Origin of the sequence: Cellulomonas gelida, from assembly GCF_006538725.1 — a bacterium.
GTDB lineage: Bacteria > Actinomycetota > Actinomycetes > Actinomycetales > Cellulomonadaceae > Cellulomonas > Cellulomonas gelida.
On record NZ_BJLQ01000003.1, the window covers coordinates 144,270 to 168,062 of the forward strand.

Sequence of the window (23,793 nt, forward strand, 5' to 3'; positions counted from 1 at the left end):
GTCTGGCACCCTAGCCACCCGGTCCCACAGACGTCGCGAGCGCGCCCGTACCCTGTGGACGTGCAGTGCTCCTACTTCGACGCCGGCGTGTGCCGGTCCTGCACCTGGATGGGCCGCGAGTACGACGAGCAGGTCGGCCTCAAGGAGCAGCACGCGCGCGACCTGCTCGCGGAGGCGTGCGACCCGGCCACGACGGTGTGGCTGCCGCCGGTCACGAGCCCCGAGTCGGCGTTCCGCAACAAGGCGAAGATGGTCGTCGCGGGCACGGTCGAGCACCCCACCCTCGGCATCCTGGACGCGGCCGGACGGGGCGTGGACCTGCAGGGCTGCGGCCTGTACCCGCAGGACCTGCGCGCCGCGTTCCCCGCGGTCGAGCGGTTCGTCACGCGCGCGGCGGTCGAGCCGTACGACGTGCCCGCGCGGCGCGGCGAGCTCAAGCACGTGCTCGTCACGCGGGCCGCGGACGGGGCGCTCATGCTGCGGTTCGTGCTGCGCTCGCAGGAGGCCGTGACGCGCATCCGCAAGCACCTGCCGAGCCTGCTGGCCGAGCTCCCACGGCTCGCCGTGGTCTCCGCGAACGTCCTGCCCGAGCACAAGGCGGTCCTCGAGGGTGCCCTCGAGATCCCGCTCACCGAGCAGCAGACGCTCACCATGGACGTCGACGGCGTCGCGCTGCACCTGCGACCGCGCAGCTTCTTCCAGACGAACACGACCGTCACGGCCGCGTTGTACCGGCAGGCCGCGCAGTGGGTCGCGGCGAGCGGGCCGACGAGCGTGTGGGACCTGTACTGCGGCGTGGGCGGCTTCGCGCTGCACCTGGCCGCGCCGCGGGTCGTCGGGGTCGAGACGAGCGAGGAGGCCGTGGCCAGTGCGCGCACGAGCGCTGCCGAGCTCGGCAGGGACGCGACGTTCGTGGCCGCCGACGCGACGGCGTGGGCCCTCGCTCAGCGGGAGGCGCCCGATCTCGTCGTCGTGAACCCGCCACGGCGCGGCATCGGCGCCGACCTCGCGGGGTGGCTCGAGACGTCGGGCGTGCCGCGCGTCGTGTACTCGTCGTGCAACGCCGTCTCGCTCGCGCGCGACCTCGCCGCGATGCCCTCGTTCGCCGTGCGCGAGGTGCGCCTGTTCGACATGTTCCCCCAGACCACGCACTACGAGGTCGCGGTGCTGCTCGAGCGGCGGCCCGCGCCGGCGCCGGGCGGGTAGGGCCGCACCGGCCCGGCCGAGGGGAGCGGGACGAACCGGACGCCGCGAGCCCGGCGGTGCCGATACAGTCCCGGTTGGCGCGCCGTGCGAACGGCATGGTCGCAGGCGTGCAGGAGACGAAGGAGCGCGACGATGAGCAACCCGGACGAGCAGCTCGGCACGCCCGACGAGAGTGCCGTGCCCCCGGTGCCGGCCGACCCCCAGGGCGTCTCCGCTCCGCAGCCGGTGGCCCCGCCGCCGTCGACGTACCCGGAGGGCTACCCGTTCGTGCAGGGCGGCTACCCGCCGCCGCCCGGCGCCTACGCGCAGGGCTACCCGCCCGGGTACCCCTACGCGCCCTACCCGCACCCGGCACAGGGCCACCCGGCGCAGGGACACCAGGCACAGGGCCACCCGGCGCAGGGCTACCCGGTACCGAGCTATCCGGCGCAGGGCTACCCGGGGTATCCGCCGGTCCCGGGCCTCGCGCCGACCGGCTACCCGGCCCCGGCCTACGCAGCCCCAGGCCATGCAGACCCGGGTCATGCGGTCCCAGGCCACGCAGTCCCGGGCTACGCGGCGGCCGGTCCCGCGCAGGGGTATGCGGGGCACGCGCCCTTCGCCGGGCCGACGACGCACGCACCGGGCGCGGGCGCGCCGCGGACGCGGGCGAGCGCGTTCCAGGGCGTGCCGGTGCGGGACTACGTGACCGACGGCGTCGCCCTGGTCCTGCTGCTCGTGACGCTCGGGCTCGGGTGGGACTTCCGGTACGCCGCGAGCGAGCGCATCGAGGTCGTCCTCGTGACCGTCGTCTCGATCCTGTCGCTGTCGCTGTTCTACCTCGCGCGCTCGGGGGCGCTTCCGCGCGGGTGGACGAACCGCACCGTGCTGACCGCTCGCGCGCTCGCGAACGTGCCGTTCGTGCTCCTCGTGCTCGTCTACGTGCTGCTCGACGTCGCCACCGCGTTCGGCGACGGTCAGCCGCAGGGGACCGTGCCCGGCGGGCTCGGCCCGGCGATGGCGATCGGTCTGGCGGGCGCGCTGCTGGCTGCGAGCCCGCGAGTCGCCGAGCTCGGCAGCCCGCGTACGGTCGACCTGGTCGTCGCCTGGGCTCGACGTGTGCTGGTGGCGCTGCTGGCCACGGCGCTGGTCCTGGCGCTCGTCAGCGTGCTGACGTTCGCGGTGCAGGCGCCCGAGCTGCTGCGCCTCGGCAGCACGCTGGTGGCGGGTGTGGTCGTCCTGCTGCTGCACGTCGCGCTCGCCGCGGCGATCGCGGCGGTCCCGCTGGCCGGCGTGGTGCGACGGTCGACGGCCTGGCGGCGGGTGCTGGTCGCGGTGGCGGCCACGGCGACGTTCGCCCTGCTCTTCTACGGGCCTCTGCACCACGAGCAGCCCGGGTCGGGGCACGCGGCCACGTCCGTGGCGCTCTGGGGGGCGGCCTACCTGGTGCTCCCCGCGGCGGGCGTCGTCGTCCTGAGCCCGGTCTGGCGCCGCCTCGTCGACCCGGCTCCGTCGCCCGAGCAGGGCTGGTTCGCCGCGGCCGTGCACGCGTGGTCCGGGATCGCGGTGGTCGCGGGTGTGCTGAGCGCGGCCCAGCTGATCGCGCTGATCGCACAGGTCGGCACCTTCGGCTTCCAGTCCGCGCAGGTCGTCCTGATCCTCGTCCTCGCGGGCGCCGCCGTCGCGGCGCTGGTCGCCCGGGCGTCGTTCGCCGCCGACCCCGCGGCCGGGCGCGCCACGGCACTCGCCGCGACTCTGGTGGTCGTCGTCCTTGGCATCGTCGCGGTCACGTTGCAGGCGCAGCGCCACGCGTGGAGCTTCCAGACCGTCGACCTCGAGCTGCTGCTGGTCGCGTTCGGGCTGCCCGCGCTCGTCGGGATCGCGCTGCTGGGGCCTGCGCCGGTGCGGGCGTGGTTCGCCGCGCACGGTGGCGGCCCGCGTCCCGCGTGGGACGACGCCGAGCCGGAGCCCGCCGCTCGGCCGACCGGCGCCTACGCCGCGCCTGCCGCACCGGCACCCGTGGCGCCCGAGGCCGTCGCGGCAGGGGGCGAGCCGGTTCCCGACGAGTCGCACGACGAGGGGCTCGACGAGGGCGTCGACGAGCTGACGCACCCCCGCGGTGCCCCGACGAGCCTGGGCGTGCCCGTGGTCGCCGAGCCGGTGGCGGATCCGGCTGGTGGGTCAGCGGCCGGCGGGTCACCGGTGTCGACCGAGCAGTCGTCGGACGAGCAGGCACGTGACGCGCGAGCCTCCGACGAGCGGGCCTCCGACGAGCAGGCCTCCGACGAGCAGGCCTCCGACGAGTACGAGGGCGGCTCGTGGTTCGACGAGTACCCGGGCGTGGACAGCGAACCGGTGCGCGCGCTCGACCCCGGGCTCGACCAGACCGTCGCGTTCCCGCAGGTGACCGCGCCCGACGACGCGGACGGCGGCGTCGCGCACGCCGCCCCGCACGGCGCGGACCGCCTCGTCGGCACGCACCCGTTCACGGTCGAGCAGGCACTCGACCCCGGGACCGAGCTCGAGGTCCTCGCGGCGATCGCCGCGCAGGCACCCGAGCTGCGCGTGCACCTCGCGTCGAACCCGTCGACCTACCCGGACCTGCTCGAGTGGCTCGGCCGCCTCGGCGACCCGCAGATCGACGCGGCGCTCGCCCGGCGCCCGGGCTGACCCGGGCAGGGCCGACGAGGCTGTGGGACTCACCCGGCGACGAGCCGGCCGATGCCGGGGTCCGGACCTGGGTCCAGGGCCCCGGCGCCGGCGCGCGCGTCAGGCGAGCGTGCCGGCCACGTCCCAGGTCACCGAGACCGCCTTGCCGGCCTTGCCGGACGCGGTCTGGGGGATCACGGAGTAGGTGACGCGGCCGTAGGCGAGCGCGAGCGACTCGAGCCCCGCGTCGTCGGCCACGCCGAGCGTGTGCTCGACGACGCGCGCGTTCGTCAGCTCCCACCGCTCGGCGACGACCTCCCGCTCGCCGCCGCGCGTGCGCTCGACCCGGGCGGTCGGCAGCCTGGTCCCCTGGACGAGCGCCAGCAGCACGCCGGGGGAGTGCCGGCCCGGCACGGTCGTGAGCCGGAGCGGCTCGGGAGCGACCCGGCCGATCGACCGGCCCGAGCCAGTCACCGAGGGGACGGCGAGCGCCCAGCTGACGGACTGCACCTCGATCCACTTCTCGTGGCCCCGGGTGGTCCCATCGCCGTCGATCGACTCCAGCCGCAGGTACGTCGTCATCGCACAGCCCCCGCTCGTGCACACGCTCGCCACCCCCGACGCGCGCCGTCGAGGTCTCGACCAGCGTGGCACCGAGTCGGCAGCCGCGACCACGGGCGTCGCGGGTGAGATCGTCGCGGGTGAGAACCCGGCAGTCAGGCCTCCGCGCCGGGCAGGCGGCGCAGCGTCTCGCGCACGACGACGGCGGACCGGTCGGCGGCGTCGTCGACGTGCGTCGCGAACTCACCGGCCTCGACGGGGCTGCACAGGTCGCTGATGCCGCGCACGGACAGGAACGCCACCCCGAACCGGTGCGCGACCTGCGCGAGCGCGGCGGACTCCATGTCGGTCGCGAGCGCGTCGGGGAAGGCCGCGCGCACCCCCGCGACGCGCTCGGCGTCGACGAACACGTCGCCGGAGACGACGTCGCCGCGCAGCACCCGCACGTCGGCCGGCTCGGTCGACCAGCCGGGCAGCATGGCGGCCGCGGCGTGCGCGTGCTCGCGCAGCACCTCGTCGGCCGGGTAGGACGCGGGCATGCCCGGGACCTGACCGAGCACGTACCCGAACGCCCGCGCGTCGGCCCCCGTGTGGACGTGCGTGGAGCCGACGACGACGTCGCCGACGCGGACGCCGACCCCGAGACCACCCGCGCTGCCGCCGCTGACCAGCACGCGCGCGGGCCGGGCGGCGAGCGCGACGGCGGCCGCGGTGGCGGCGTTGACGAGCCCGATCCCGGCGCGGACGAGCAGCACCTGCCGTCCGCCGAGCGTGAGCAGGCGGTGCTCGGCGCCACCGGGCGCGTGCGTCGGGGCACCGGCCACGTCGGCCACCGCGACGAACGCGTCGGCCTCGACGGGCATGGCGACGACGACGACCGCGTCGAGCACGGTGGTCACGCCGTGACCGTCGACCACTGCGCGCGCTCGGCGAGGAACGCGCGTGCCGCGTCCTGCGCCCCGGCCAGCGAGTGGTGGGCGCCCCAACCGCACTGCACCTCGTTCGCCGCCGGCACCTCGTCGGCCCCGAGGACGTCCTGCAGGGTGGCCTCGACGAGCGCCAGCACGTCCTCGTAGACCCACTGCCCGGCGAGCGTGAGGTAGAAGCCCGTCTGGCAGCCCATCGGCGAGAAGTCGATGACGCGGTCGGTGTGGTTGCGCGAGTGCTCCGCGAACAGGTGCTCGAGCGAGTGCACGGTCGGCATCTCGAGGTGCGCGACGTTCGGCTGCGTGAACCGCACGTCGTACTTCTCGATCACGTCCCCGGCCGGCAGGGCCTTCGTGTCCGCGAGGCGCACGTACGGCGCGACCACGGTGCGGTGGTCCAGGTTGAAGGACTCGACGTTCATGCGGTCGGTCATCAGGGCTCCCAAGCGTTCGGTGACGGCGGCCATTGTCGCTCACGCGCCTGCGGGGGCGCGCACCGCCGTCGTGCGGCGCGCAGGGTCGTCGGCTACCGTGCGCCGGTGCCCACGCCCCACGACCTCGCGCTCCCGGACGCCGCCCCGCGTCCGGCCGGTGTCGCGTCCGCCCGCGCGGGCTCCTCCGCGGTCGTCCAGGGCTTCCGGCGCGACGTCCAGGGGCTGCGGGCCGTGGCGGTCGTGCTCGTGCTGGCGTTCCACGCCGGGCTCCCGGTGCCGGGCGGGTTCGTCGGCGTCGACGTGTTCTTCGTCGTGTCCGGCTTCCTCATCACGGGGCTCGTGGCCGACGAGGTCCTGCGGACGGGCCGCCTGCGCCTCGGCCGGTTCTACGCTCGTCGGGCTCGTCGGCTCCTGCCGGCCGCCGCGCTCACGCTGGTCGCGGTCGTCGTCATGACGAGCGTCTGGCTGCCGGTCACGCGCTGGAGGGACATCGCGGGCGACGTGGTCGCGACCTCGCTGTACGTCGTCAACTGGCGCCTGGCCGACCGGTCGGTGGACTACCTCGCGCAGGACGCGGCGCCGAGCCCCGTGCAGCACTTCTGGTCGCTCGCGGTCGAGGAGCAGTTCTACGTCGTCTGGCCGCTGCTCGTCGTCGCGCTCGTCGCGCTCGCGCGCCTGCGTGGTCGCCGGGTGACGCGTCGCGGTCTCGCGGTCGGCGTCGCGGTCATCGGCGGGGCGTCGCTGGTGTGGTCGGTCGCGCTGACCGCGGCGGACCCGTCGCGCGCGTACTTCGTCACGACGACGCGCGCGTGGGAGCTCGCCGCGGGCGCGTTGCTCGCGCTGCTCGCGCACCGCGTGGCACGGCTGCCGCAGCGCGCGCTCGTCGTGGCGGGGTGGCTGGGGCTCGCCCTGATCGGGTACGCGGCGTTCGCGCTGTCGGGCGCGACGCCGTTCCCCGGTGTCGCGGCGGCGCTGCCCGTGGGCGGGACGGTGCTGGTGCTGGCCGCGGGGATCGCCGGGCCGGGCGTGCGACCGCTGGGCGCGCGCGTGCTGCAGCCCGTGGGCGCCACGTCGTACTCGCTGTACCTGTGGCACTGGCCCGCGGTCGTCCTCGCGACCGGTCTGGCGGGCGGGCCCCCGCCGACGAGCGCGCTCGTCCTGGCCGTGGCGCTCTCGGTGCTGCCCGCCGTCGCGTCGTACGTGCTCGTCGAGAAGCCGCTGCACACGTCCGCACGGCTGCGCGCGAGCGTCGGACGCTCGGCCGTCGTCGGGGTCGTGTGCACCCTCGTCGGGGTCGTGGCGGCGGGGCTGCTGCTGCGCGCGGTGCCGGGCACGCCGGACGACGTGGCCGCGCCCGGCGCGCAGGTGCTGCGGGACGGCACGTGGCAGGGGCCGGACCCGACGACGGACCTGCACCGGCTGGTCCCCGCGCTCGCGGACGCCACGCTCGACGTCGCCGAGCTGTACGAGGGCGACTGCCACCAGAACGCGCTCGGCACCGACCCCGCGGCGTGCACCTTCGGCGATGCGGCGTCGAGCACGGTCGTCGCGCTCGTCGGCGACTCGCACGCCGGGCAGTGGCAGCCGCCGCTCGCGGCGATCGCGCAGGACGAGGGCTGGCGCCTGGACACCTACACCAAGGGCAGCTGCGCGCTGACGTCCGCGCGCACGTGGCTCGGCACGGTCGACGGGCCGTACACGCAGTGCGGGCAGTGGAACGACGCCGTCGTGGAGCACCTGCTGGCGGACCCGCCGGACGTCGTGGTGACCAGCAACAACCAGATCGAGGTGGTGGGCGACGACGGTGCCCGGCTCACGGGCCCCGCCGGCGACGCCGCCGCGGTCGCGGGCCTGCAGGACGCCTGGGCACGGCTCACCGACGCGGGGATCCCGGTGGTCGTCGTGGGGGACACCCCGTGGGTGGGCTTCGACGTGCCCGAGTGCGTGGCGCTGCACGAGGACACGTGGGCGGTGGACTGCACCGTGCCCGCGGACGTGCCCGAGCGGCGGTCCGGGCTCGCGCAGCAGCGTGCGGCCGCGACCGCCGCCGACGTCCCGCTGCTCGACCTCACCGAGCTGCTGTGCCCGGACGGGTCGTGCCCCGCGATCGTCGGCGGCGTCCTGGTGTGGCGCGACGTGAGCCACGTGACGGCGAGCTACGTGCGCACCCTCGAGCCCGAGCTGCGCGACTGGCTCGTACCGCTGGTCGCCCCGCGCTGACGCGCGCGCGTCAGCCGAACCACCGGTGCACGTGCTCGACGATCGCGTGGTCGAACGCGTCGTCGTCGTGCCGCGAGCGCAACCAGTCCTGGAAGTCGCCGCCCGCGGCCTCGTCGAGCTCGCGCCGGCACGCCGCGGTGTCGGTGACCGCGCGCGTCAGCAGCTCCTCGGCCTCGTCGGGCGTGCGGTACAGGAACGGGTAGTCCGGGGGCAGGATCGCGCGCACCCACGGCCGGTCGGGGAACACCCCGACCGCGCCCGCGACCAGCGCCTCGATGTACTCCAGGCCGTAGGACTCCTCGGTCGCCGTCGCGAGGAACGCGGTCGTGCGTGACAGCGCCTCCCAGTAGTCGTCCCGGCTCGCGGTGAGCGGCCCGACCCATGCCCACTCGTTCTGGGAGAGGCCCATGGCCTTCTCGGACACGAGGTGCGACTCGACCAGGCGCGCCTCGACCCGCAGCGGCACGCGCTTGTGCACGCGCTCGACCACGTCGAGGAACAGCTGCGGCTGCTTGCGCTCCGACAGGTAGATCGCGGGGTAGAGCACCACCGGGAGCTGCGGCTCGTGGCGCGCGTGGACGTGCTCGAGCCGGATGCCCAGGTTGACCCACCCGACGCGCGCCTGCTCCGCGAGCTGCTGCACGGTCCAGTGCCCGACGATCTCGCGGACCTCGGTCGCGGTGCGCTGCGAGTTGGCGAAGGTCGGGAACAGCGCGCACGACAGGCCGAGCGACGCGCGGTCGACGGTGTGGGTGTACTGCGAGGTGGTCCACCACACGAAGTTCATGACCCGCGGCTCCATGCCCGCCGGGCACGAGGCGCGCAGGGTGCGCCACACCGAGGTCGAGTCGACCACGTCCATGTTGATCACCACCGTCGAGGTGGGGTCGACGAACTCGAGCGGCAGGACGTCGAACCCCTCGCAGCGGCGCGGGCCCTCACCGATGACGATCGACCCGGGGAAGACGCGCAGCAGGCGGCGCACCAGCGTCGCGCCCGCGTCGTGGCCCGCGACGCGCCCGTCGGGGTCGATCAGCACGTCGCGGTACCGCACGGCGATCTTCATCGTGTGCTCGCCTCCTCGGCGACCTTGCTCGGGGCCTTCGCCGTCGAGGCCTTCCTCGGCGACGCCTTGCCGGACGCCTTCGCGGGCGCCTTCGTGGAGGCCTTCGTCGAGGCCTTCGTCGAGGTCGAGACCTTCTCGGCGACCCTCTCGGAGTCCTGCTCGGCGGCCGGCAGGTCGTCGGCAGCCAGGCTCGGGCTGGGCACCTCGGTCGCCGGCACGTCGTCGGTGGGCACGTCGGTCGTGGGCTGGTCCGGTGCGGGCTCGTCGAGGAGCGCGGGCTCGTCGTCGCCCTCGAGCGACGTCTGGATCCGCATCCCGTAGAACGACCGGTGCACGAAGTAGGCCGAGATCACGAAGAACACGGCGGCGAGCGACACGACGAGCGTGCCCCGGCCCTGGTCGGTCAGCGAGACCGCGAGGTCGACGGCCAGCAGGCCGAACAGCGTCGTGAACTTGATGACCGGGTTCAGCGCGACCGAGGACGTGTCCTTGTAGGGGTCGCCGACGGTGTCGCCGACGATCGTCGCGTCGTGCAGCGCCGTGCCCTTGGCGTGCAGGTCGGTCTCGACGATCTTCTTCGCGTTGTCCCACGCGCCGCCGGCGTTCGCCATGAAGATCGCCTGGTAGAGCCCGAACGTCGCGATCGAGATCAGGTAGCCGATGAAGAAGTACGGCTCGACGAACGCGAACGCGAGCGTCGCGAAGAACACGCCCAGGAACATCGTGAGCATGCCCTGCTGCGCGTACTGCGTGCAGATCTCCACGACCTTGCGGGAGTCGGCCTCGCTTGCCTTGGTGACGCCGTCGAGCTTGATGGTGGTGCGGATGAACTCGACCGCGCGGTGCGCGCCCGTGGTGACGGCCTGGATCGAGGCGCCGGTGAACCAGAAGATGATCGCGCCACCCGTGATGAGGCCGAGCAGGAACGGCGGGTGCAGGAGCGACAGGTTCTGGATGCCGTCGGTCAGGCCGCCGGTCAGGCCCATGATGATCGAGAAGATCATGGTCGTGGCGCCCACGACCGCCGTGCCGATGAGCACCGGCTTGGCGGTCGCCTTGAACGTGTTCCCGGCGCCGTCGTTCTCCTCGAGCATGAGCTTGCCGCGCTCCCACTGCGGGGCGAACCCGTACTCGCGCTCGAGCTCGTCGTCGATGTGCTCGATGTCCTCGATCACGGACAGCTCGTAGACGCTCTGCGCGTTGTCGGTCACGGGGCCGTAGGAGTCGACCGCGATCGTGACCGGACCCATGCCGAGGAAGCCGAACGCGACGAGCCCGAACGAGAACACCGCGGGCGCGATCATGAGGTCGCCCAGGCCCTGCTCGCTGATCAGGTAGGAGCCGCCCATCAGGCTGACGATCGCGATGCCGAGCCAGTAGGCGGAGAAGTTGCCCGCGACGAGGCCCGAGAGGATGTTGAGCGACGGACCACCCTGCCGCGAGGACTTCACGACCTCACGCACGTGCTTGCTCGACGTCGACGTGAACGCCTTGACGAGCTCGGGGATGAGTGCGCCGGCGAGCGTGCCGAACGACACGATCAGCGCGAGGCGCCACCACTGGTCGGCGGCCGCCGTGTCCGCGAGCACGAACCAGGTGGTCAGGAACGTCGCGACGATGCAGGCCGCCGAGGTCAGCCACACGAGGTTCGACAGCGGGCGCTCGAAGTCCATGTGGTCGGCGTCGCGGTACCGGCGCGCGGTCCACAGGTCGTTGAGCTGGTAGGACGCGGCCGACGCGACGATCATCACGGCGCGGACCACGAAGATCCACACGAGCAGGCTGGCCTGCACCGCCGGGTCGTGCACGCCCAGCAGCACGAACGTCACGAGCGCGACGCCCGTCACGCCGTACGTCTCGAAGCCGTCGGCCGACGGACCGACCGAGTCACCCGCGTTGTCGCCCGTGCAGTCCGCGATCACACCGGGGTTGCGGGCGTCGTCCTCCTTGATCTTGAACACGATCTTCATGAGGTCGGAGCCGATGTCTGCGATCTTGGTGAAGATGCCACCGGCGATGCGCAGCGCGCTCGCGCCGAGCGACTCACCGATCGCGAAGCCGATGAAGCACGCGCCGGCGATCTCCCGCGGCAGGAACATCAGGATGATGAGCATCATCAGCAGCTCGAGGCTGATGAGCACCATGCCGATCGACATGCCGGCCTTGAGCGGCATGCGGTGCAGGGGGAGCGGCTTGCCGCGCAGGCTCGCGAACGCGACGCGGCTGTTGGCCAGCGTGTTGACGCGGATCCCGAACCACGCGACCGAGTACGAGCCCGCCATGCCGATGAGGCTGAAGGCGATGACCACGGCGACGCGTCCCCAGCCGAAGCCGACGAGCACCTTGTAGTACACGACGATCACCGCGGCGATGAACGCCCACAGCACCACGAGGAACTTGCCCTGCTGCGACAGGTACGCCTTGCAGGTCGAGTAGATGAGCTCGGAGACCTCGCGCATCGAGGTGTGCACCTCGAGCTTGCGCATCTGCAAGTAGGTCGCGACGCCCATCGCCAGGCCCATGACGCACACGATCAGGCCCAGCCCGAGCAGCGTGCGGCCGGACATCCCGCCGAGCACCGTGACCTGGCTGAGGTCCGGCAGCGCGAGGCTCGCCTCGCCGCCGTGCACGGTCGACTCGCCCGTCGACGTCGACTGCGCGCAGCCGCTCAGGAGCGCGAGCAGCGCGGCGACCGGGGCGAGCACCCGCAGCGGGCGCCGTCGTCGGCGACCACCCGGCTCTCCCGCGTCGGCGCGTGTCGTGACGGGTGCGGTGCTGGTGCGGGCGGCGGTGTCCACGATCTCCCCAGAGACGGAGTGAGTGCTCTCCCCTCGAACGTAGGAGCGCAGGTCGCGACCGCACTGAGTCGAAGGTCACATGTTCCGCTCGCACGCGCGTGAGAGCGGACGACGAGAGCCGCGGCCCCCGTGGTGGGCCGCGGCTCTCGTGGTGGTGCGGGAGGGTTCGTCCGGGTCGTGGAGCGCGTCAGCGGTCCTCGAGCGCGGGGACGATCGTCGTGGGGATCGCGAACGCGAGGCTGATCGCGGCGATCCCGCCGAAGAACACCCAGGGCTTGGCCGCGTCGACGACCTGGAACGCGATCGCGAACAACGCGAGACCGGCGAAGAACAGCACGAAGGCGAAGAAGACGGTGACCGCGCGCTCCGGGGAGCCGGAGCGGTCGTCGTCGCGACGCTGCAGGACGGGTTCGCTCATGCCGTCAGCCTACCCGGGACGTTGGTCCCGGCGGAGGCGTCGGGCGCTCGCATCACTCGAGCAGCGTGGTCCCGTCCTCGAACGGCCACGCCTCACGCACGACGAGCCGGCCGAACCGCGCCATCGGGTGCCGCGAGGCGACCTCGACCGCCTGGTCGAACGAGTCGCACTCGAGCACGTCGAAGCCGGCGATCTGCTCCCCGACCTCGGCGTACGGCCCGTCGGTGACGGACAGCTCCCCGCCGCGCACGCGCACCGTCCGTGCCTCGGCGATCGGCCGCAGCCGCTCGCCGACCACGCGCACGTCGTGAGTCGTCGCGACCCAGGTCTCGATGTCGTCGTCCTCGCGCCGGTAGGGCTCCGCGGTGGGGTCCTCGCAGACGAGCATCAGGTACTTCATGGTGTCCTCCTGGACTGGTCGCGTGCGGGCCGTGGTGCCTCGCACCCGGGTGACGCGCGGTGCGACGGCAGATCGACACGGGCAGACACATCGTCCGCCACCGTGCCTCACCCGTCGCGTGGGGCACGGGCGGTCCACGGCCTGCCGAGCGCCGGCGGGCACGGCAGGCTGGGCGGCATGACGGTGCGCGTCGGGATCTCGGGCTGGAGGTACGCGCCGTGGCGCGGCGTGTTCTACCCGCCCGGGCTGCCGCAGCGGCTCGAGCTGCCGTACGCGGCGCAGCGCCTGACGAGCATCGAGGTCAACGGCTCGTTCTACGCGCTGCAGCGGCCCGCGAGCTATCAGGCGTGGGCGGAGCAGGTGCCCGACGAGTTCGTCCTGTCGGTCAAGGGTCCGCGGTTCGTGACCCACATGAAGAAGCTCGCCGACGTGCGCACGCCGGTGGCGAACTTCCTGGCCTCGGGCGTCCTCGCGCTCGGTCCGCGTCTCGGACCGCTGCTGTGGCAGCTCCCGCCGACGCTCGGGTTCGACGCCGACCGGCTCGCCGGGTTCTTCGCGCTGCTGCCACGCACGACCGGGGCCGCGGCGGCGCTCGCGGCCGAGCACGACGAACGCCTGGACGGCCGCGCGTGGACGACGACCGACGCCGACCGGCCGCTGCGCCACGTGCTCGAGGTCCGGCACCGGTCGTTCGCCGACCCCGCGTTCGTCGCGCTCGCGCGCGAGCACGGCATCGGGGTCGTCGTCGCGGACACCGCGGGCCGCTGGCCCGTGCTCGAGGACGTCACGTCGGACGTCGTGTACGTCCGCCTGCACGGCGACCGCGAGCTGTACACCAGCGGGTACGACGAGCCGGCGATCGTGCGCTGGGCGGACCGCGTGCGTGCCTGGTCCGCCGGCGGGGAGCCGGCGGACGCGCGTCGGCTCGGCCCGCCCGCCGCGCCCGCACCCGCGGGGCGCGACGTGTTCGTCTACTTCGACAACGACACCAAGGTCCGGGCACCGTTCGACGCCCAGGCGCTGATCAGCCGCCTGCGCGCGCTGGACGGCAGCGCCGAGGCGCCCTGACGGATCCGAGCGCGTGGGCCGACCGCGCGCGGGGGACCTCGTCAGTCGCGGCCGCGGAGCCGGTCGAGCTGGCGGCGGTCGCGCTTGGTGGGGCGGCCCGTGCCGCGGTCGCGTGCGCCGGCGAGCGCGACCTGCGACTTCGGGACCGGGGCGGGGGAGCGGTCGAGGTAGCACTCGACCGCGACGACCGCGCCGACACGCTTGACGACGGTCCGACGCACCTCGACGATCCGCTCGCGCTCACCACCGCGCACGTGCACCTCGTCGCCCGGCACGACGATCGTTGCGGGCTTCGCGCGCTCACCGTTCACGCGGACGTGGCCCGCGCGGCAGGCGGCGCCGGCGGCCGACCGCGTCGGGAACAGGCGCACGGCCCAGCACCACGCGTCCACGCGCGCCCGCACCGCTTCTGCCACGCCACCAGGTTGGCACACGACGACGCGCGCACCGGCACGGGCGCCGCCGGCCGCCGGCTCCGGAGCAGGACCGTTGCCCTGGCCGCGCGCGGGGTGGCGTCGGCGTCCGGCGTGCGAGAGGGTGCGAAGCGTCGACGAGGAGGGGTCATGGAGATCGAGCAGGTCGAGCTGACGACGACCACGGCAGCGGTCGTGCGCGAGCGCGTGCGGATGGACGAGCTCGCCGCGTTCTACGACCGCGCGTACGGACAGGTCGCGGCCGCGCTGGGCGCTGCCGGCGTGGAGCCGCAGGGTCCGGCGATCGGGTGGTACGCGCAGATGCCCGCGGCCGACGTCGATGTCGCCGCGGGGTTCGCGGTCCCGTCGGACGCGGCGGTCGACGGAGTCGAGCTCCTGACGATGAGCGGCGGTCCCGCGGCGATCGGCACGTACCAGGGTCCGTACGACGGGCTGGGCGACGCGTGGAGCATCCTCGTCGCGTGGTGCGCCGAGCGCGGCCTGCAGGGTCGAGGCGACTTCTGGGAGGAGTACGTGACCGACCCGGACCCGGACGGCGACCCGTCGCAGAACGTGACCCGGCTGGTGCTCCCGCTGCTCTGACGGCCGGCGCTGCCGCACCGGCCGCGCATGCTGCTGCGCTGACGCCTCGGGAGGGCACGCGACCCCTCCGGCCGTCGACGCGGTAGGCCGGAGGGGTCGCGTGGTGCGGGGGCGTCGCTCAGGCGCGGCGCGTGATGCGGACGGTCCAGGCGTCCGGTCCGTCGACGAGGACCTCGGTGTCGATCGGCGCGCGCTCGGCGAGCTGCGCGAGCAGCGGCCGCGGCAGGTGCGGCGCGACGATCACGAGGGCCTGGCCCGGGGCGATCGCCTCGAACGCGCCGAACACGGTCGCGTGCCGGATCGCGTGGGGGATCGCCCGGACGTCGAGGACAGGGTCGGCCTCGTCGTGGCCGCCGCAGCCGCAGCTGTGCCCCGTGGCCTCGGGCTCCTGCGGGGCGCTGCCCAGGATGTCGACGTGCTGCGTGGTCATGCTGGCCTCCGTGGCGTGGCTGAGCGGCGGGTGGGTCGTTCGGGTCGAGCGTGCGCCGCGTGGCGTGAACGTCGGCACGAGGCGAGCATGCGCTCGATGGTGCGACATTTCCACGGGATCCGCCGTGGAAATGGGACCTAGGGCCTTGCCTCGCTCAGATCGACGTCCACGAGGCCCGGTCGGTCGCGGCGCAGCTCGAGCACGCAGTGCTCACGCCCGACGAACGGGCGCAGGCGGTCCGCCGCGAGCGGGCCGCCCGCGGCCTCGAGCACGCCGGACGCGAGTCCCAGGTGCACGCTGCACACGACGTCGGGCCGTTCGCGCGCGAGCTCGAGGAAGGGGCAGCGCCACAGGTCGACGCGCAGCGTGTCGTCGTCCCGCTCGGGGTCGAAGCCGAGCCGGTCGAGGTGTCCCTCGAGCGCGTCGAGCTGGCGTTGCTCGGCCGCCGGCGAGCGGTCGTCGTCCGCCGGCCGGTCGCCGTCCAGCGGCGGCTCGAGTGCGCCGCCCGGGGCCGTGAGCGCGCGTCCGGCGGACCGGGCCGCCTCGCGGGTCGGTCCCAGGTCTCGGCCGAACCCGCTGATGAGCACCTTCGTGAGCGCGACGTGCGCGATCGACTCCTCGAGCCGTCCCATCGCGATGGGGTCGTGGCGCGCGTCGTCGGCCGACGCGGCGCGGTAGAGCATGCGCGGCCGGCCGCGCACGGTGCGCTCCTCGGGGGCGCGCACCGCGTAGCCGTCGTGGACGAGTCGGGCGAGGTGCTCGCGCGTGGTGTTCTCGTGCAGGCCCGTCGCGCGGGCCAGGGCGCCGACCGTGTGCGAACCCCCTCGCTGCAGGATGTGCAGCAGGTCGACGCGGCTCGCGGCGGCGAGCGTGCGCTCCGCGGGGCTGCGACGGGTGGCGGGCATGGGGTCAGTATCGGGCCAGGTGACCGGGGCGGAAGGAGGGACCTCGGTCCCGCGCGGCGTCGAGGACGGGTTAAATACGGTGACGACGTGGAAAAGACGTCACGACGCGTCGGCCCGGGAGCGCGTCTCGCGCTCCTGCTGCCGGCCGGGGTCGCACTGCTCGCGGGCCTCGACGCCGCGCTGACGCTGCTCGGCCTGCCCGCACCCGTCGAGCTCGACCGTCTCCCGGACGTGCACGGGCCGCTCATGGTCCTCGGCTTCGTCGGGACGCTCGTCGCCCTCGAACGCGCCGTGGCGCTCGCGCCCGCGACGAGCGCCGAGCGCGCGCGCCCGTGGGCCTGGGCGGCGCCGTTGCTGCTCGGCGTCGGCGGGCTGCTGCTGATCTCGCCCGCGCCGCTCGCCGCGGGTCGCGCGTGTCTCGTGGCTGGCTCCGCGGTGCTCGTCGCGCTGTACGGCGCGGCCTGGGGTCGTCGCGCCGATCCGGCGATCGCGATCCAGGGCCTGGGCGCGCTCGGCGCGCTCGGCGGCGCGACGCTGTGGGCCGCGGGAGTGCCGGTGCCGGCGCTCGCGCCGTGGCTGGTCGCGTTCCTCGTCCTGACGATCGTGGGGGAGCGGCTCGAGCTCATGCGCATCGTCCCGCTGCCCGCACTGGCCGAGCGCGGTCTGCTCGTCGCGTCGCTCGCGGTCGTCGGTGGCGCCGCGCTCGCGCTGCTGTGGCCGGGGGTGGGCACGGCGGTGCTCGGTGCGGCGCTCGTCGGGACCGTCGCGCTCCTCGTGCGGTTCGACGTCGCGCGACGCACCGTGCGCGGGCACGGGCTGCCGCGCTTCATGGCGGTCGCGATGCTCGGCGCGTTCGCGTGGCTCGCAGTGGCGGGCGCGATCTGGCTGGTCGGTGGGCCGGTGTCCAGCGGCGTGCGGTACGACGCCGTGCTGCACGCGGTCTTCCTCGGGTTCGTGATGTCGATGGTCATGGCGCACGCGCCGGTCATCCTGCCCGCGGTGCTGCGCCGGCCGCTGCCCTACCGCCCGGTGATGTACGGCCCGCTGGCGCTGCTGCACGCGACGCTCGTGCTGCGCCTGCTCGTGGGCGACGCACGCGACGTGCCGTGGGCGGTGCAGGCCGGCGGCGTCGGCAACGTCGTCGCCGTCCTCGCGTTCGTGGTCGTCGCCGCGACGAGCGTCCTGCGGGGCGCGCCCGCGCGGCCCGCCCGCCCGCAGGCTGCTCCGGTCGGGGACGGCGTGACGCGGACCGGGGACGTGGCCGACACCGTCGACGTGGCCGGGGCGCAGCTGGAGGTCGTGGCATGACCCGCGCGACCTGGCACCTGCGCGCCAACGCGCTCGTCCTGGCGTGGCTCGCCGCGGCCGCGCTCCTCACCGTCGCGCACCGGTGGGTGCCCGCGGCGCAGTGGCTCATGGTGCACCTGCTGCTGCTCGGCGCCGTCACCACCGCGATCCTGCTGTGGAGCCAGCACTTCGCCGACACCCTGCTGCGCACGCCGGTCCCCGGTGGGCGTCGCGGGCTCACGGCGCGCCTCGCGGCGCACACGGTCGGCGCGCTGCTCGTCGTCGCGGGGCTCGCGCTGCCGAGCTTCGCGCTCGTCGTGCCCGGCTCGGTACTGGTCGCCGGTGCCGGGCTCGCGCAGGCGGTCGTCCTGGCGCGGCAGATGCGCGGCGCGCTGCCGACGCGGTTCCGCCCACTCGTGCGCTGGTACGTCTGCGCGGGCGCCGCCCTGCCGTTCGGCGTCGCGTGCGGCGTCGTGCTCGCGCGCGGCACCCTGTCCGACGCCGCGCACGGGCGCCTGTACGTCGCGCACGTCGTCCTGACGCTCGTCGGGTGGGTCGCGACGACCGTGCTCGGCACGCTCATGGTGCTGTGGCCCACGGTCCAGCACGCGCGGATCGAACCCGCCGACGAGCGGGACGGCCGCCGGGCGCTGCCCGTGGTCCTGGCCGGGCTCGGGGTGCTCGTCGTGGCGGCTGCCACCGGCGTGCGCTGGCTCGTGCCCGTGGGATGCGTGGTCGTGAGCGCCGGTGCCGGGCTGGTCGCCGCCGTCATGTGGCGCCAGCGCCGCGCCGCGGCGCCCGTGGTCGCCGCGAACGCCGCGCGCGACCTGCCCGCGCGCACCGCACCCGTGCACGTCCCGCCCACCTTCGCGCCGGGCTCGCTCGCCGCGTCGGTCGCCTGGTTCGTCGGCTCGGTGCTGGCCTTCGGGGTCGTCGTCGCGGCCGCACCGGGTTGGGACGTCGCCGTCGACCGGGTGCGCGGGCTCGTCGCCCCGTTCGTCGTCGGCTTCGCGGCGCAGGTGCTGATCGGCGCGCTGTCGCACCTGCTGCCCGTCGTGCTCGGGGGCGGGCCTGCGGTCGCGCGCCGCACCGCGGCCGAGCTCGACCGCGGTGGTCTGGTGCGGCTCGTGCTGGTCAACGGTGGCCTGCTGCTGTTCTGCGCGCCCGTGCCGAGCGCCGTCCGGGTGGTCGTGTCGTTCGTCGTGCTGGGCGCTCTCGTGTCGTTCGTCGTGCTCGCGCTGCGCGCGGTGCTCATCGCCCGGCGCCCGGTGCCGGCCGCGCCCTCGGCCGGCGCACGCCCGACGCACCGGTCGGGGGCGCTCGCGGTGGGCGTGGGTGCGCTCGCGCTCGCGGTCGTGGTGGGCGTCGCGATGGACCCGCCCGCCGCCGGCATCGCCACGGCGAGCGCCTCGGGTGACGGCTCGGGCGAGGTCGTCGCGACCGGGCGCACCACGACCGTCCAGGTCGAGGCCGGCCGCATGCGCTTCTCGCCGTCCCGGATCGAGGTCCCCGCAGGCGACCGGCTCGTGCTGGAGGTGACGAACGTCGACGACGACGTCCACGACCTGGTCGTCGCCAACGGGGCGACCAGCGGTCGGCTCGCGCCCGGCGAGAGCGCGCGGGTGGACGTGGGGGTCGTGGGCGCGGGGCTCGACGCATGGTGCTCCGTGGCCGGTCACCGGCTCATGGGGATGACGCTGGCGATCGTCGTCACGGGCGACGCCGAGGTCGCGTCGCCGGTCGACCCGGGCTCCGGCGAGCGTCCCGACGAGGGTGTCACGGGCGGCCAGGACCACGCGATGCCGCACCACGGTGGCGACCCGGGCGAGGGCACGGCCTCCGGCTCCGGGTCGGCCGCCGACCTGCTCGACCTCATGGCCGAGCCGGACCCGGACTTCGTCGCCCGCGACGCGACGCTCGCTCCGCTCGGCCCCGACGAGGGTCCGGTGACGCGGCACGTGCGGCTCGTCGTGCAGGAGGTCGTGCGCGAGGTCGCCCCGGGGGTGACGCAACGGCTGTGGACGTTCGGGGGCACGGCGCCGGGTCCCGTGCTGCACGGACGCGTCGGCGACCGCTTCGTCGTGACGCTCGTCAACGACGGCTCGATCGGCCACTCGATCGACTTCCACGCGGGCGCGCTCGCCCCCGACGACGTCATGCGGACCATCGCGCCGGGCGAGGAGCTGACGTACGCGTTCACCGCCACGCGGTCCGGGATCTGGATGTACCACTGCTCGACCATGCCGATGTCGACGCACATCGCGAACGGCATGTCGGGCGCGGTCGTCATCGAGCCCGACGGGCTCGCGCCGGTCGACCGGCAGTACGTCGTCGTGCAGTCCGAGCTCTACCTCGGCGCGCAGGGCGGCGAGGTGGACGCGGCGAAGGTCGCCACGCAGATGCCCGACCTCGTGGTGCTCAACGGCTACGCGAACCAGTACCGCGACCGGCCGCTGGCCGCGACCGTCGGGCAGCCCGTCCGGTTCTGGGTGCTCGACTCGGGGCCGAACCGGCCGAGCGCGTTCCACGTCGTCGGCGGGCAGTTCCACACCGTGTACCGCGAGGGCGAGTACACGCTGCGCGACGGCGGGTCGACCGGCACGGGCGGGTCGCAGGTGCTCGCGCTGCAGCCCGCCGAGGGCGGGTTCGTCGAGCTGACGTTCCCGCAGGCCGGCACGTATCCGTTCGTCTCGCACGTGATGTCGGACGCCGAGAAGGGCGCCGCGGGTCGCGTGGTGGTCACCCCCTGACACCACGACGACGAAGGGGTGGGGAGGCGCGCTCGGAGCCCGCGCCTCCCCACCCGTTCCTGGGTCTCGTCGGTCAGTCGCGCAACGCGAGGTACGTCGAGATCAGGGACTTCGTCGACGGGTCCTGGGCGTCGAGCGCCGCGGCGTCGCCCTCGACCGCGGGCGCGATCTCGAGCGCGAGCTTCTTGCCGAGCTCGACACCCCACTGGTCGAACGAGTCGATGCCCCAGACGACGCCCTGCACGAACGTGATGTGCTCGTACAGCGCGATGAGCTGGCCGAGCACGGAGGGCGTCAGCGCGGAGGCGAGGATCGACGTCGTCGGACGGTTGCCGGAGAACACGCGCGCGGGGACGATCGCCTCGTCCGTGCCCTCGGCGCGCACCTCGTCGGCCGTCTTGCCGAACGCGAGGGCCTTGGTCTGCGCGAAGAAGTTCGCCAGGAACAGGCCGTGCACGTCGGCGTCGCCGTCCTGCAGCGGGTGCGCGGGGTTGGCCACGGCGATGAAGTCCGCCGGGATCAGGCGCGTGCCCTGGTGGATGAGCTGGTAGAACGCGTGCTGGCCGTTGGTGCCGGGCTCGCCCCAGAACACCTCGCCGGTGGCCGTCGTGACGGGCGTGCCGTCCCAGCGGACCGACTTGCCGTTCGACTCCATCGTGAGCTGCTGCAGGTACGCCGGGAACCGGTGCAGGTACTGCGCGTAGGGGAGCACGGCGTGCGTGTGGGCGCCGAGGAAGTTGACGTACCAGACGTTCAGCAGACCCATGAGGACGGGGACGTTGCTCGCGAGCGGCGTGGTCGCGACGTGCTCGTCGACCGCGTGGAAGCCGGCGAGCAGCTCGCCGAACGCCTCGGGGCCGATCGCGATCGCGACCGACGTCCCGATCGCCGAGTCGACCGAGTAGCGGCCGCCGACCCAGTCCCAGAAGCCGAACGCGTTGGCCGGGTCGATGCCGAACGCCGCGACCTTGTCGAGCGCGGTCGAGACCGCGACGAAGTGCTGCGCGACGGCAGCGGTCCGCGCCTCGTCGGTGTCCGCGGGGTGACCCGCGGCGGCGAGCTGGTCCCAGAGCCACTGACGCGCGAGTCGCGCGTTGGTGAGCGTCTCGAGCGTGCCGAACGTCTTGGACGCGACGATGAACAGGGTGGTCGTCGGGTCGAGGCCCTTGACCTTCTCGGCGAGGTCGGACGGGTCGATGTTCGAGACGAAGCGGACCTCGAGGCCCTCCTGCACGTACGGCTTGAGCGCCTCGTAGACCATGACGGGGCCGAGGTCGGATCCGCCGATGCCGATGTTGACGACGGTCTTCACGGGTGCGCCCGTGACACCCGTCCACTGGCCGGAGCGCACCTTGTCCGCGAACGCGTAGACCTTCGCGAGCTCGGCCTGCACGTCCGCGTCCACGTCCTGGCCGTCGACGACGAGGGGCGGGGTGGCGCCCGCCGGGCGGCGCAGCGCGGTGTGCAGCACCGCGCGGTCCTCGGTGACGTTGATGTGCTCGCCGCGCAGCATCGCCTGCAGGCGGTCGGCGACGCCCGTCTCCTCGGCGAGGCGCACCAGGAGCGCGAGCGTCTCGTCCGTGACGAGGTTCTTCGACAGGTCGACGTGCAGGTCCGCGAGGCGGAACGTGAGCCGCTGCGCCCGCTGCGGGTCCGCGGCGAACCAGCCGCGCAGGTCCGCGGTGAGCGTGGACTCGTGCGCGGACAGGTCCTGCCACGCGCTCGTCGTCGTGGCGTCGATGGGGCTGGTCACGATGGGGTTCCCTCCGGGTGGCTCTGGGAGCGGGGTGTCACGGAGCGCGGCGACGACGAACCGGTGCGGCTCGGTGCGCGCGGACGTCTCCAACCTAGTGCGCGCGCGTGCGGCGCCGCACGGGACCGGGGCGGGACCTGCTCAGGACCAGCACGGGGACCGGGGCGAGGACCGGGCCGCGGACGGGGGCGAGGACCGACGCGCGGGCGGACGAGCAGCTCGTCCGACCTACAGTGACGCGGTGACCCGACGCGTACCCACCGCCCTGATCGCCGCCGTCAGCCTCGTCGCCGGGTTCGCCGTCGCTCAGGCGACCGGGGTGCGTGCGCTCGGGGGAGCGGTGCTGGTGCTCGGCGCGGCGTGGTGCGTGCAGCGGTCGTGGCGTACCGCCGGCCCGTGGCGGGTCGCGGTCGTCGTCGTGCTCGGTGCACTCGGGTTCGTGGCCTCGCACGTGCTGGCTCGGACCGCGCTCGGCGCCTGGCCCTCGGTGCTGCTGGTCTCCGCCGCGCTCGGCGCGGCCACGTGGCTCGTCGTCGACACGCGCGGACGCCCCTCGCGCTGACCTGGCGCCCCGCCGACGGCGCGCGCGGTTCGCGCCGTCGGCGCGCCCCACGAAACAGGCGTGTGAACAGACGATCACGATGTGATCACAGTCACCGTCGAGCCTTGACGGCGATTAATAAGGAAGGTCTACTAACAAACATGCAAGCGACCACGAGCCCCGGTGCACGCGCCGGACGAGCCCTGCGGCCCACCGCCAAGGTGCTCCCTGGGCACGCCCGGGTCCACAACCGGTCGCTCGTGCTGGCTCACCTGTTCCACACCGGCCCGTCGTCCCGCGCGGACATCGCGCGCAGCAGCGGCCTGACCCGCGTGACGGTCTCGACGCTCGTCGGTGATCTCATCGACGAGGGCCTGGTCGAGGAGCTCGGCGTGCGGGCCGAGGGCAAGGTCGGCAAGCCCGCGACACTCGTCGGGATGCGCACGCAGGCGTTCCAGGTGGTCGCTGTCGACCTCACCGACGACGCCACGATCCACGGCGCGGTGCTCACGCTCACCGGCGAGGTGATCACCCGGCACGCAGCCCCGCTCGACGGGCGTGCGGGCGACGCCGCGGTCGACGCGCTCGAGACGGTGTGCCGCGCGCTGCTCGCCGCGGCCGACCGGCCCGTGATCGGCATCGGCATCGCGTCGCCGGGCGTCATCACGACCGACGGCCACGTCGTCCAGGCGCCGAACCGTGGCTGGTACGACCTGCCGCTCGCCACGCTGCTGCGCGACCGTCTCGACGTCCCCGTGCACGTCGCGAACGACGCCAACTCGCGCGCGCTCGGCGAGTTCACGTTCGGCAAGGCGTCAGGCCGGGGCTCGATGGTCCTGACCGTGGGGGAGGGCGTCGGCGCGGGACTCGTCGTCGACGGCGCGCTCGTCCTGGGCCGCAACAACGCCGCGGGCGAGATCGGCCACGTGACGGTCGTCGACGCCAGCACCCCCGGCGAGATCCCGCTCGCGTGCGCGTGCGGCCGAGCCGGCTGCCTGGAGACCGTGCTGAGCGTGCCGGCCCTGCGCCGCCGCATCGCGGGTCTCGACCCCGAGGACTCCGACGCCGCCCTGGCGTCGGCGGGACGGATGCTGGGGATCGCCCTGGCACCCGTCGTCAGCGCGCTCGACCTCGCAGAGGTCCTGCTCTCCGGCCCCACGGAGCTGCTGGACGGTCCCCTGCGCGAGGCGGCGCTCACCGCCATCCGGACCCGGACCATGCCCGTGATCGGGCGTGGGCTGACCGTGCGGATGGGATCGCTCGACGAGGACGGAGCGCTGGCCGGTGCGGCAGTGCTCGTCCTGTCGGGGCAGCTCGGGGTCACGTGACGACCCCGAGCCGCCCCCTTGCAGGTCAAGGCACCACCCCGGCGACCGCCGCCCCGGC

20 protein-coding genes are annotated in these 23,793 nt (G+C 74.3%); 9 read left to right on the forward strand and 11 right to left on the reverse strand.

All coding sequences use genetic code 11. The annotated features are described in order from the left end of the window. Positions 1-60 precede the first annotated feature (60 nt). On the forward strand, positions 61-1,206 hold the full coding sequence (gene rlmC, locus CGE01nite_RS02085) for a 23S rRNA (uracil(747)-C(5))-methyltransferase RlmC (protein WP_141368688.1): 1,146 nt from the start codon (positions 61-63) through the stop codon (positions 1,204-1,206). 132 nt (positions 1,207-1,338) lie between these two features. Beyond that, positions 1,339-3,855, forward strand: a complete 2,517-nt coding sequence (locus CGE01nite_RS02090) for a DUF7937 domain-containing protein (RefSeq protein ID WP_141368690.1) — start codon at positions 1,339-1,341, stop codon at positions 3,853-3,855. Between the two features lie 99 nt (positions 3,856-3,954). On the opposite strand, the gene CGE01nite_RS02095 is transcribed toward CGE01nite_RS02090, so the two are convergent. The 3 genes from CGE01nite_RS02095 to CGE01nite_RS02105 all read right to left on the reverse strand — a co-directional run bounded on the left by CGE01nite_RS02095 (position 3,955) and on the right by CGE01nite_RS02105 (position 5,755). Next, positions 3,955-4,416, reverse strand: a complete 462-nt coding sequence (locus CGE01nite_RS02095) for an Hcp family type VI secretion system effector (RefSeq protein WP_141368692.1) — start codon at positions 4,414-4,416, stop codon at positions 3,955-3,957. A 134-nt stretch (positions 4,417-4,550) separates the two neighbouring features. Next, positions 4,551-5,294 (reverse strand): 5'-methylthioadenosine/S-adenosylhomocysteine nucleosidase, encoded by a 744-nt coding sequence (gene mtnN, locus CGE01nite_RS02100; RefSeq protein ID WP_229747454.1) that lies wholly within the window; start codon positions 5,292-5,294, stop codon positions 4,551-4,553. Beyond that, the gene (locus CGE01nite_RS02105) at positions 5,291-5,755 is read right to left on the reverse strand and encodes an S-ribosylhomocysteine lyase (protein WP_048342787.1); all 465 of its coding nucleotides are present in this window, start codon (positions 5,753-5,755) and stop codon (positions 5,291-5,293) included. The genes mtnN and CGE01nite_RS02105 overlap by 4 nt, the downstream gene beginning before the upstream one ends. A gap of 105 nt (positions 5,756-5,860) precedes the next feature. On the opposite strand from CGE01nite_RS02105, the gene CGE01nite_RS02110 reads away from it, so the two are divergent. Beyond that, the gene (locus CGE01nite_RS02110) at positions 5,861-7,975 is read left to right on the forward strand and encodes an acyltransferase family protein (protein ID WP_170210865.1); all 2,115 of its coding nucleotides are present in this window, start codon (positions 5,861-5,863) and stop codon (positions 7,973-7,975) included. 10 nt (positions 7,976-7,985) lie between these two features. Here CGE01nite_RS02110 and CGE01nite_RS02115 read toward each other — a convergent pair whose 3' ends face one another. The 4 genes from CGE01nite_RS02115 to CGE01nite_RS02130 all read right to left on the reverse strand — a co-directional run bounded on the left by CGE01nite_RS02115 (position 7,986) and on the right by CGE01nite_RS02130 (position 12,657). Then, the gene (locus CGE01nite_RS02115; protein ID WP_048341412.1) at positions 7,986-9,041 is read right to left on the reverse strand and encodes a glycosyltransferase family protein; all 1,056 of its coding nucleotides are present in this window, start codon (positions 9,039-9,041) and stop codon (positions 7,986-7,988) included. Next, positions 9,038-11,839, reverse strand: coding sequence for a sodium-translocating pyrophosphatase (locus CGE01nite_RS02120; protein WP_255318465.1), 2,802 nt, complete (start codon positions 11,837-11,839; stop codon positions 9,038-9,040). Before CGE01nite_RS02120 ends, CGE01nite_RS02115 begins: the two co-directional genes overlap by 4 nt. A 187-nt stretch (positions 11,840-12,026) precedes the next feature. Further along, a complete protein-coding gene (locus tag CGE01nite_RS02125; protein ID WP_048341411.1) occupies positions 12,027-12,257 on the reverse strand; it encodes a hypothetical protein in 231 nt (76 codons plus the stop codon). A 52-nt stretch (positions 12,258-12,309) separates the two neighbouring features. Further along, entirely contained in the window at positions 12,310-12,657 is a 348-nt protein-coding gene (locus tag CGE01nite_RS02130) for a YciI family protein (RefSeq protein WP_048341410.1), read from the reverse strand. A gap of 177 nt (positions 12,658-12,834) precedes the next feature. Here CGE01nite_RS02130 and CGE01nite_RS02135 point away from each other — a divergent pair, with 177 nt between their 5' ends. Continuing rightward, positions 12,835-13,725 carry a DUF72 domain-containing protein gene (locus CGE01nite_RS02135; protein ID WP_141368696.1) on the forward strand — a complete coding sequence of 297 codons (891 nt, stop codon included), beginning with the start codon at positions 12,835-12,837 and terminating at the stop codon, positions 13,723-13,725. 41 nt (positions 13,726-13,766) lie between these two features. Here CGE01nite_RS02135 and CGE01nite_RS02140 read toward each other — a convergent pair whose 3' ends face one another. Next, entirely contained in the window at positions 13,767-14,141 is a 375-nt protein-coding gene (locus CGE01nite_RS02140; RefSeq protein ID WP_048341408.1) for an RNA-binding S4 domain-containing protein, read from the reverse strand. Between the two features lie 147 nt (positions 14,142-14,288). On the opposite strand from CGE01nite_RS02140, the gene CGE01nite_RS02145 reads away from it, so the two are divergent. Continuing rightward, the gene (locus CGE01nite_RS02145) at positions 14,289-14,741 is read left to right on the forward strand and encodes a GyrI-like domain-containing protein (protein WP_048341407.1); all 453 of its coding nucleotides are present in this window, start codon (positions 14,289-14,291) and stop codon (positions 14,739-14,741) included. Positions 14,742-14,859: 118 nt separating this feature from the next. Here CGE01nite_RS02145 and CGE01nite_RS02150 read toward each other — a convergent pair whose 3' ends face one another. Both CGE01nite_RS02150 and CGE01nite_RS02155 read right to left on the reverse strand, forming a co-directional pair. Further along, positions 14,860-15,171: a DUF2249 domain-containing protein gene (locus CGE01nite_RS02150; RefSeq protein ID WP_048341413.1), complete on the reverse strand. Its 312-nt coding sequence runs from the start codon at positions 15,169-15,171 to the stop codon at positions 14,860-14,862. 137 nt (positions 15,172-15,308) lie between these two features. Continuing rightward, entirely contained in the window at positions 15,309-16,076 is a 768-nt protein-coding gene (locus tag CGE01nite_RS02155) for a helix-turn-helix transcriptional regulator (RefSeq protein ID WP_141368698.1), read from the reverse strand. Positions 16,077-16,163: 87 nt separating this feature from the next. Between CGE01nite_RS02155 and CGE01nite_RS02160 the strand changes: the two genes are divergently transcribed. Both CGE01nite_RS02160 and CGE01nite_RS02165 read left to right on the forward strand, forming a co-directional pair. After that, entirely contained in the window at positions 16,164-17,384 is a 1,221-nt protein-coding gene (locus CGE01nite_RS02160) for a DUF8744 domain-containing protein (RefSeq protein ID WP_229747453.1), read from the forward strand. Continuing rightward, positions 17,381-20,113 (forward strand): multicopper oxidase domain-containing protein, encoded by a 2,733-nt coding sequence (locus tag CGE01nite_RS02165; RefSeq protein ID WP_141368700.1) that lies wholly within the window; start codon positions 17,381-17,383, stop codon positions 20,111-20,113. The genes CGE01nite_RS02160 and CGE01nite_RS02165 overlap by 4 nt, the downstream gene beginning before the upstream one ends. A gap of 73 nt (positions 20,114-20,186) precedes the next feature. Here the strand turns inward: CGE01nite_RS02165 and pgi are convergent, their stop codons facing one another. Beyond that, complete coding sequence (gene pgi / locus CGE01nite_RS02170) at positions 20,187-21,869, reverse strand: glucose-6-phosphate isomerase (protein ID WP_141368827.1); 1,683 nt, start codon at positions 21,867-21,869, stop codon at positions 20,187-20,189. A 238-nt stretch (positions 21,870-22,107) separates the two neighbouring features. Between pgi and CGE01nite_RS02175 the strand changes: the two genes are divergently transcribed. Both CGE01nite_RS02175 and CGE01nite_RS02180 read left to right on the forward strand, forming a co-directional pair. Further along, positions 22,108-22,428, forward strand: coding sequence for a hypothetical protein (locus CGE01nite_RS02175; RefSeq protein ID WP_141368702.1), 321 nt, complete (start codon positions 22,108-22,110; stop codon positions 22,426-22,428). 140 nt (positions 22,429-22,568) lie between these two features. Further along, on the forward strand, positions 22,569-23,735 hold the full coding sequence (locus CGE01nite_RS02180; protein WP_048342588.1) for an ROK family transcriptional regulator: 1,167 nt from the start codon (positions 22,569-22,571) through the stop codon (positions 23,733-23,735). The last annotated feature ends 58 nt before the right edge of the window (positions 23,736-23,793 follow it).

Excerpts from the sequence above, each read along its gene's own strand:
- CGE01nite_RS02130 (WP_048341410.1), bottom strand. The coding sequence starts at position 12,657 with ATGAAGTACCTGATGCTCGTCTGCGAGGACCCCACCGCGGAGCCCTAC.
- CGE01nite_RS02125 (WP_048341411.1), bottom strand. The coding sequence starts at position 12,257 with ATGAGCGAACCCGTCCTGCAGCGTCGCGACGACGACCGCTCCGGCTCC.
- CGE01nite_RS02150 (WP_048341413.1), bottom strand. The coding sequence starts at position 15,171 with ATGACCACGCAGCACGTCGACATCCTGGGCAGCGCCCCGCAGGAGCCC.
- CGE01nite_RS02105 (WP_048342787.1), bottom strand. The coding sequence starts at position 5,755 with ATGACCGACCGCATGAACGTCGAGTCCTTCAACCTGGACCACCGCACC.
- CGE01nite_RS02095 (WP_141368692.1), bottom strand. The coding sequence starts at position 4,416 with ATGACGACGTACCTGCGGCTGGAGTCGATCGACGGCGATGGGACCACC.
- CGE01nite_RS02135 (WP_141368696.1), top strand. The coding sequence starts at position 12,835 with ATGACGGTGCGCGTCGGGATCTCGGGCTGGAGGTACGCGCCGTGGCGC.
- CGE01nite_RS02090 (WP_141368690.1), top strand. The coding sequence starts at position 1,339 with ATGAGCAACCCGGACGAGCAGCTCGGCACGCCCGACGAGAGTGCCGTG.
- CGE01nite_RS02115 (WP_048341412.1), bottom strand. The coding sequence starts at position 9,041 with ATGAAGATCGCCGTGCGGTACCGCGACGTGCTGATCGACCCCGACGGG.
- CGE01nite_RS02155 (WP_141368698.1), bottom strand. The coding sequence starts at position 16,076 with ATGCCCGCCACCCGTCGCAGCCCCGCGGAGCGCACGCTCGCCGCCGCG.
- CGE01nite_RS02165 (WP_141368700.1), top strand. The coding sequence starts at position 17,381 with ATGACCCGCGCGACCTGGCACCTGCGCGCCAACGCGCTCGTCCTGGCG.
- CGE01nite_RS02145 (WP_048341407.1), top strand. The coding sequence starts at position 14,289 with ATGGAGATCGAGCAGGTCGAGCTGACGACGACCACGGCAGCGGTCGTG.
- CGE01nite_RS02180 (WP_048342588.1), top strand. The coding sequence starts at position 22,569 with ATGCAAGCGACCACGAGCCCCGGTGCACGCGCCGGACGAGCCCTGCGG.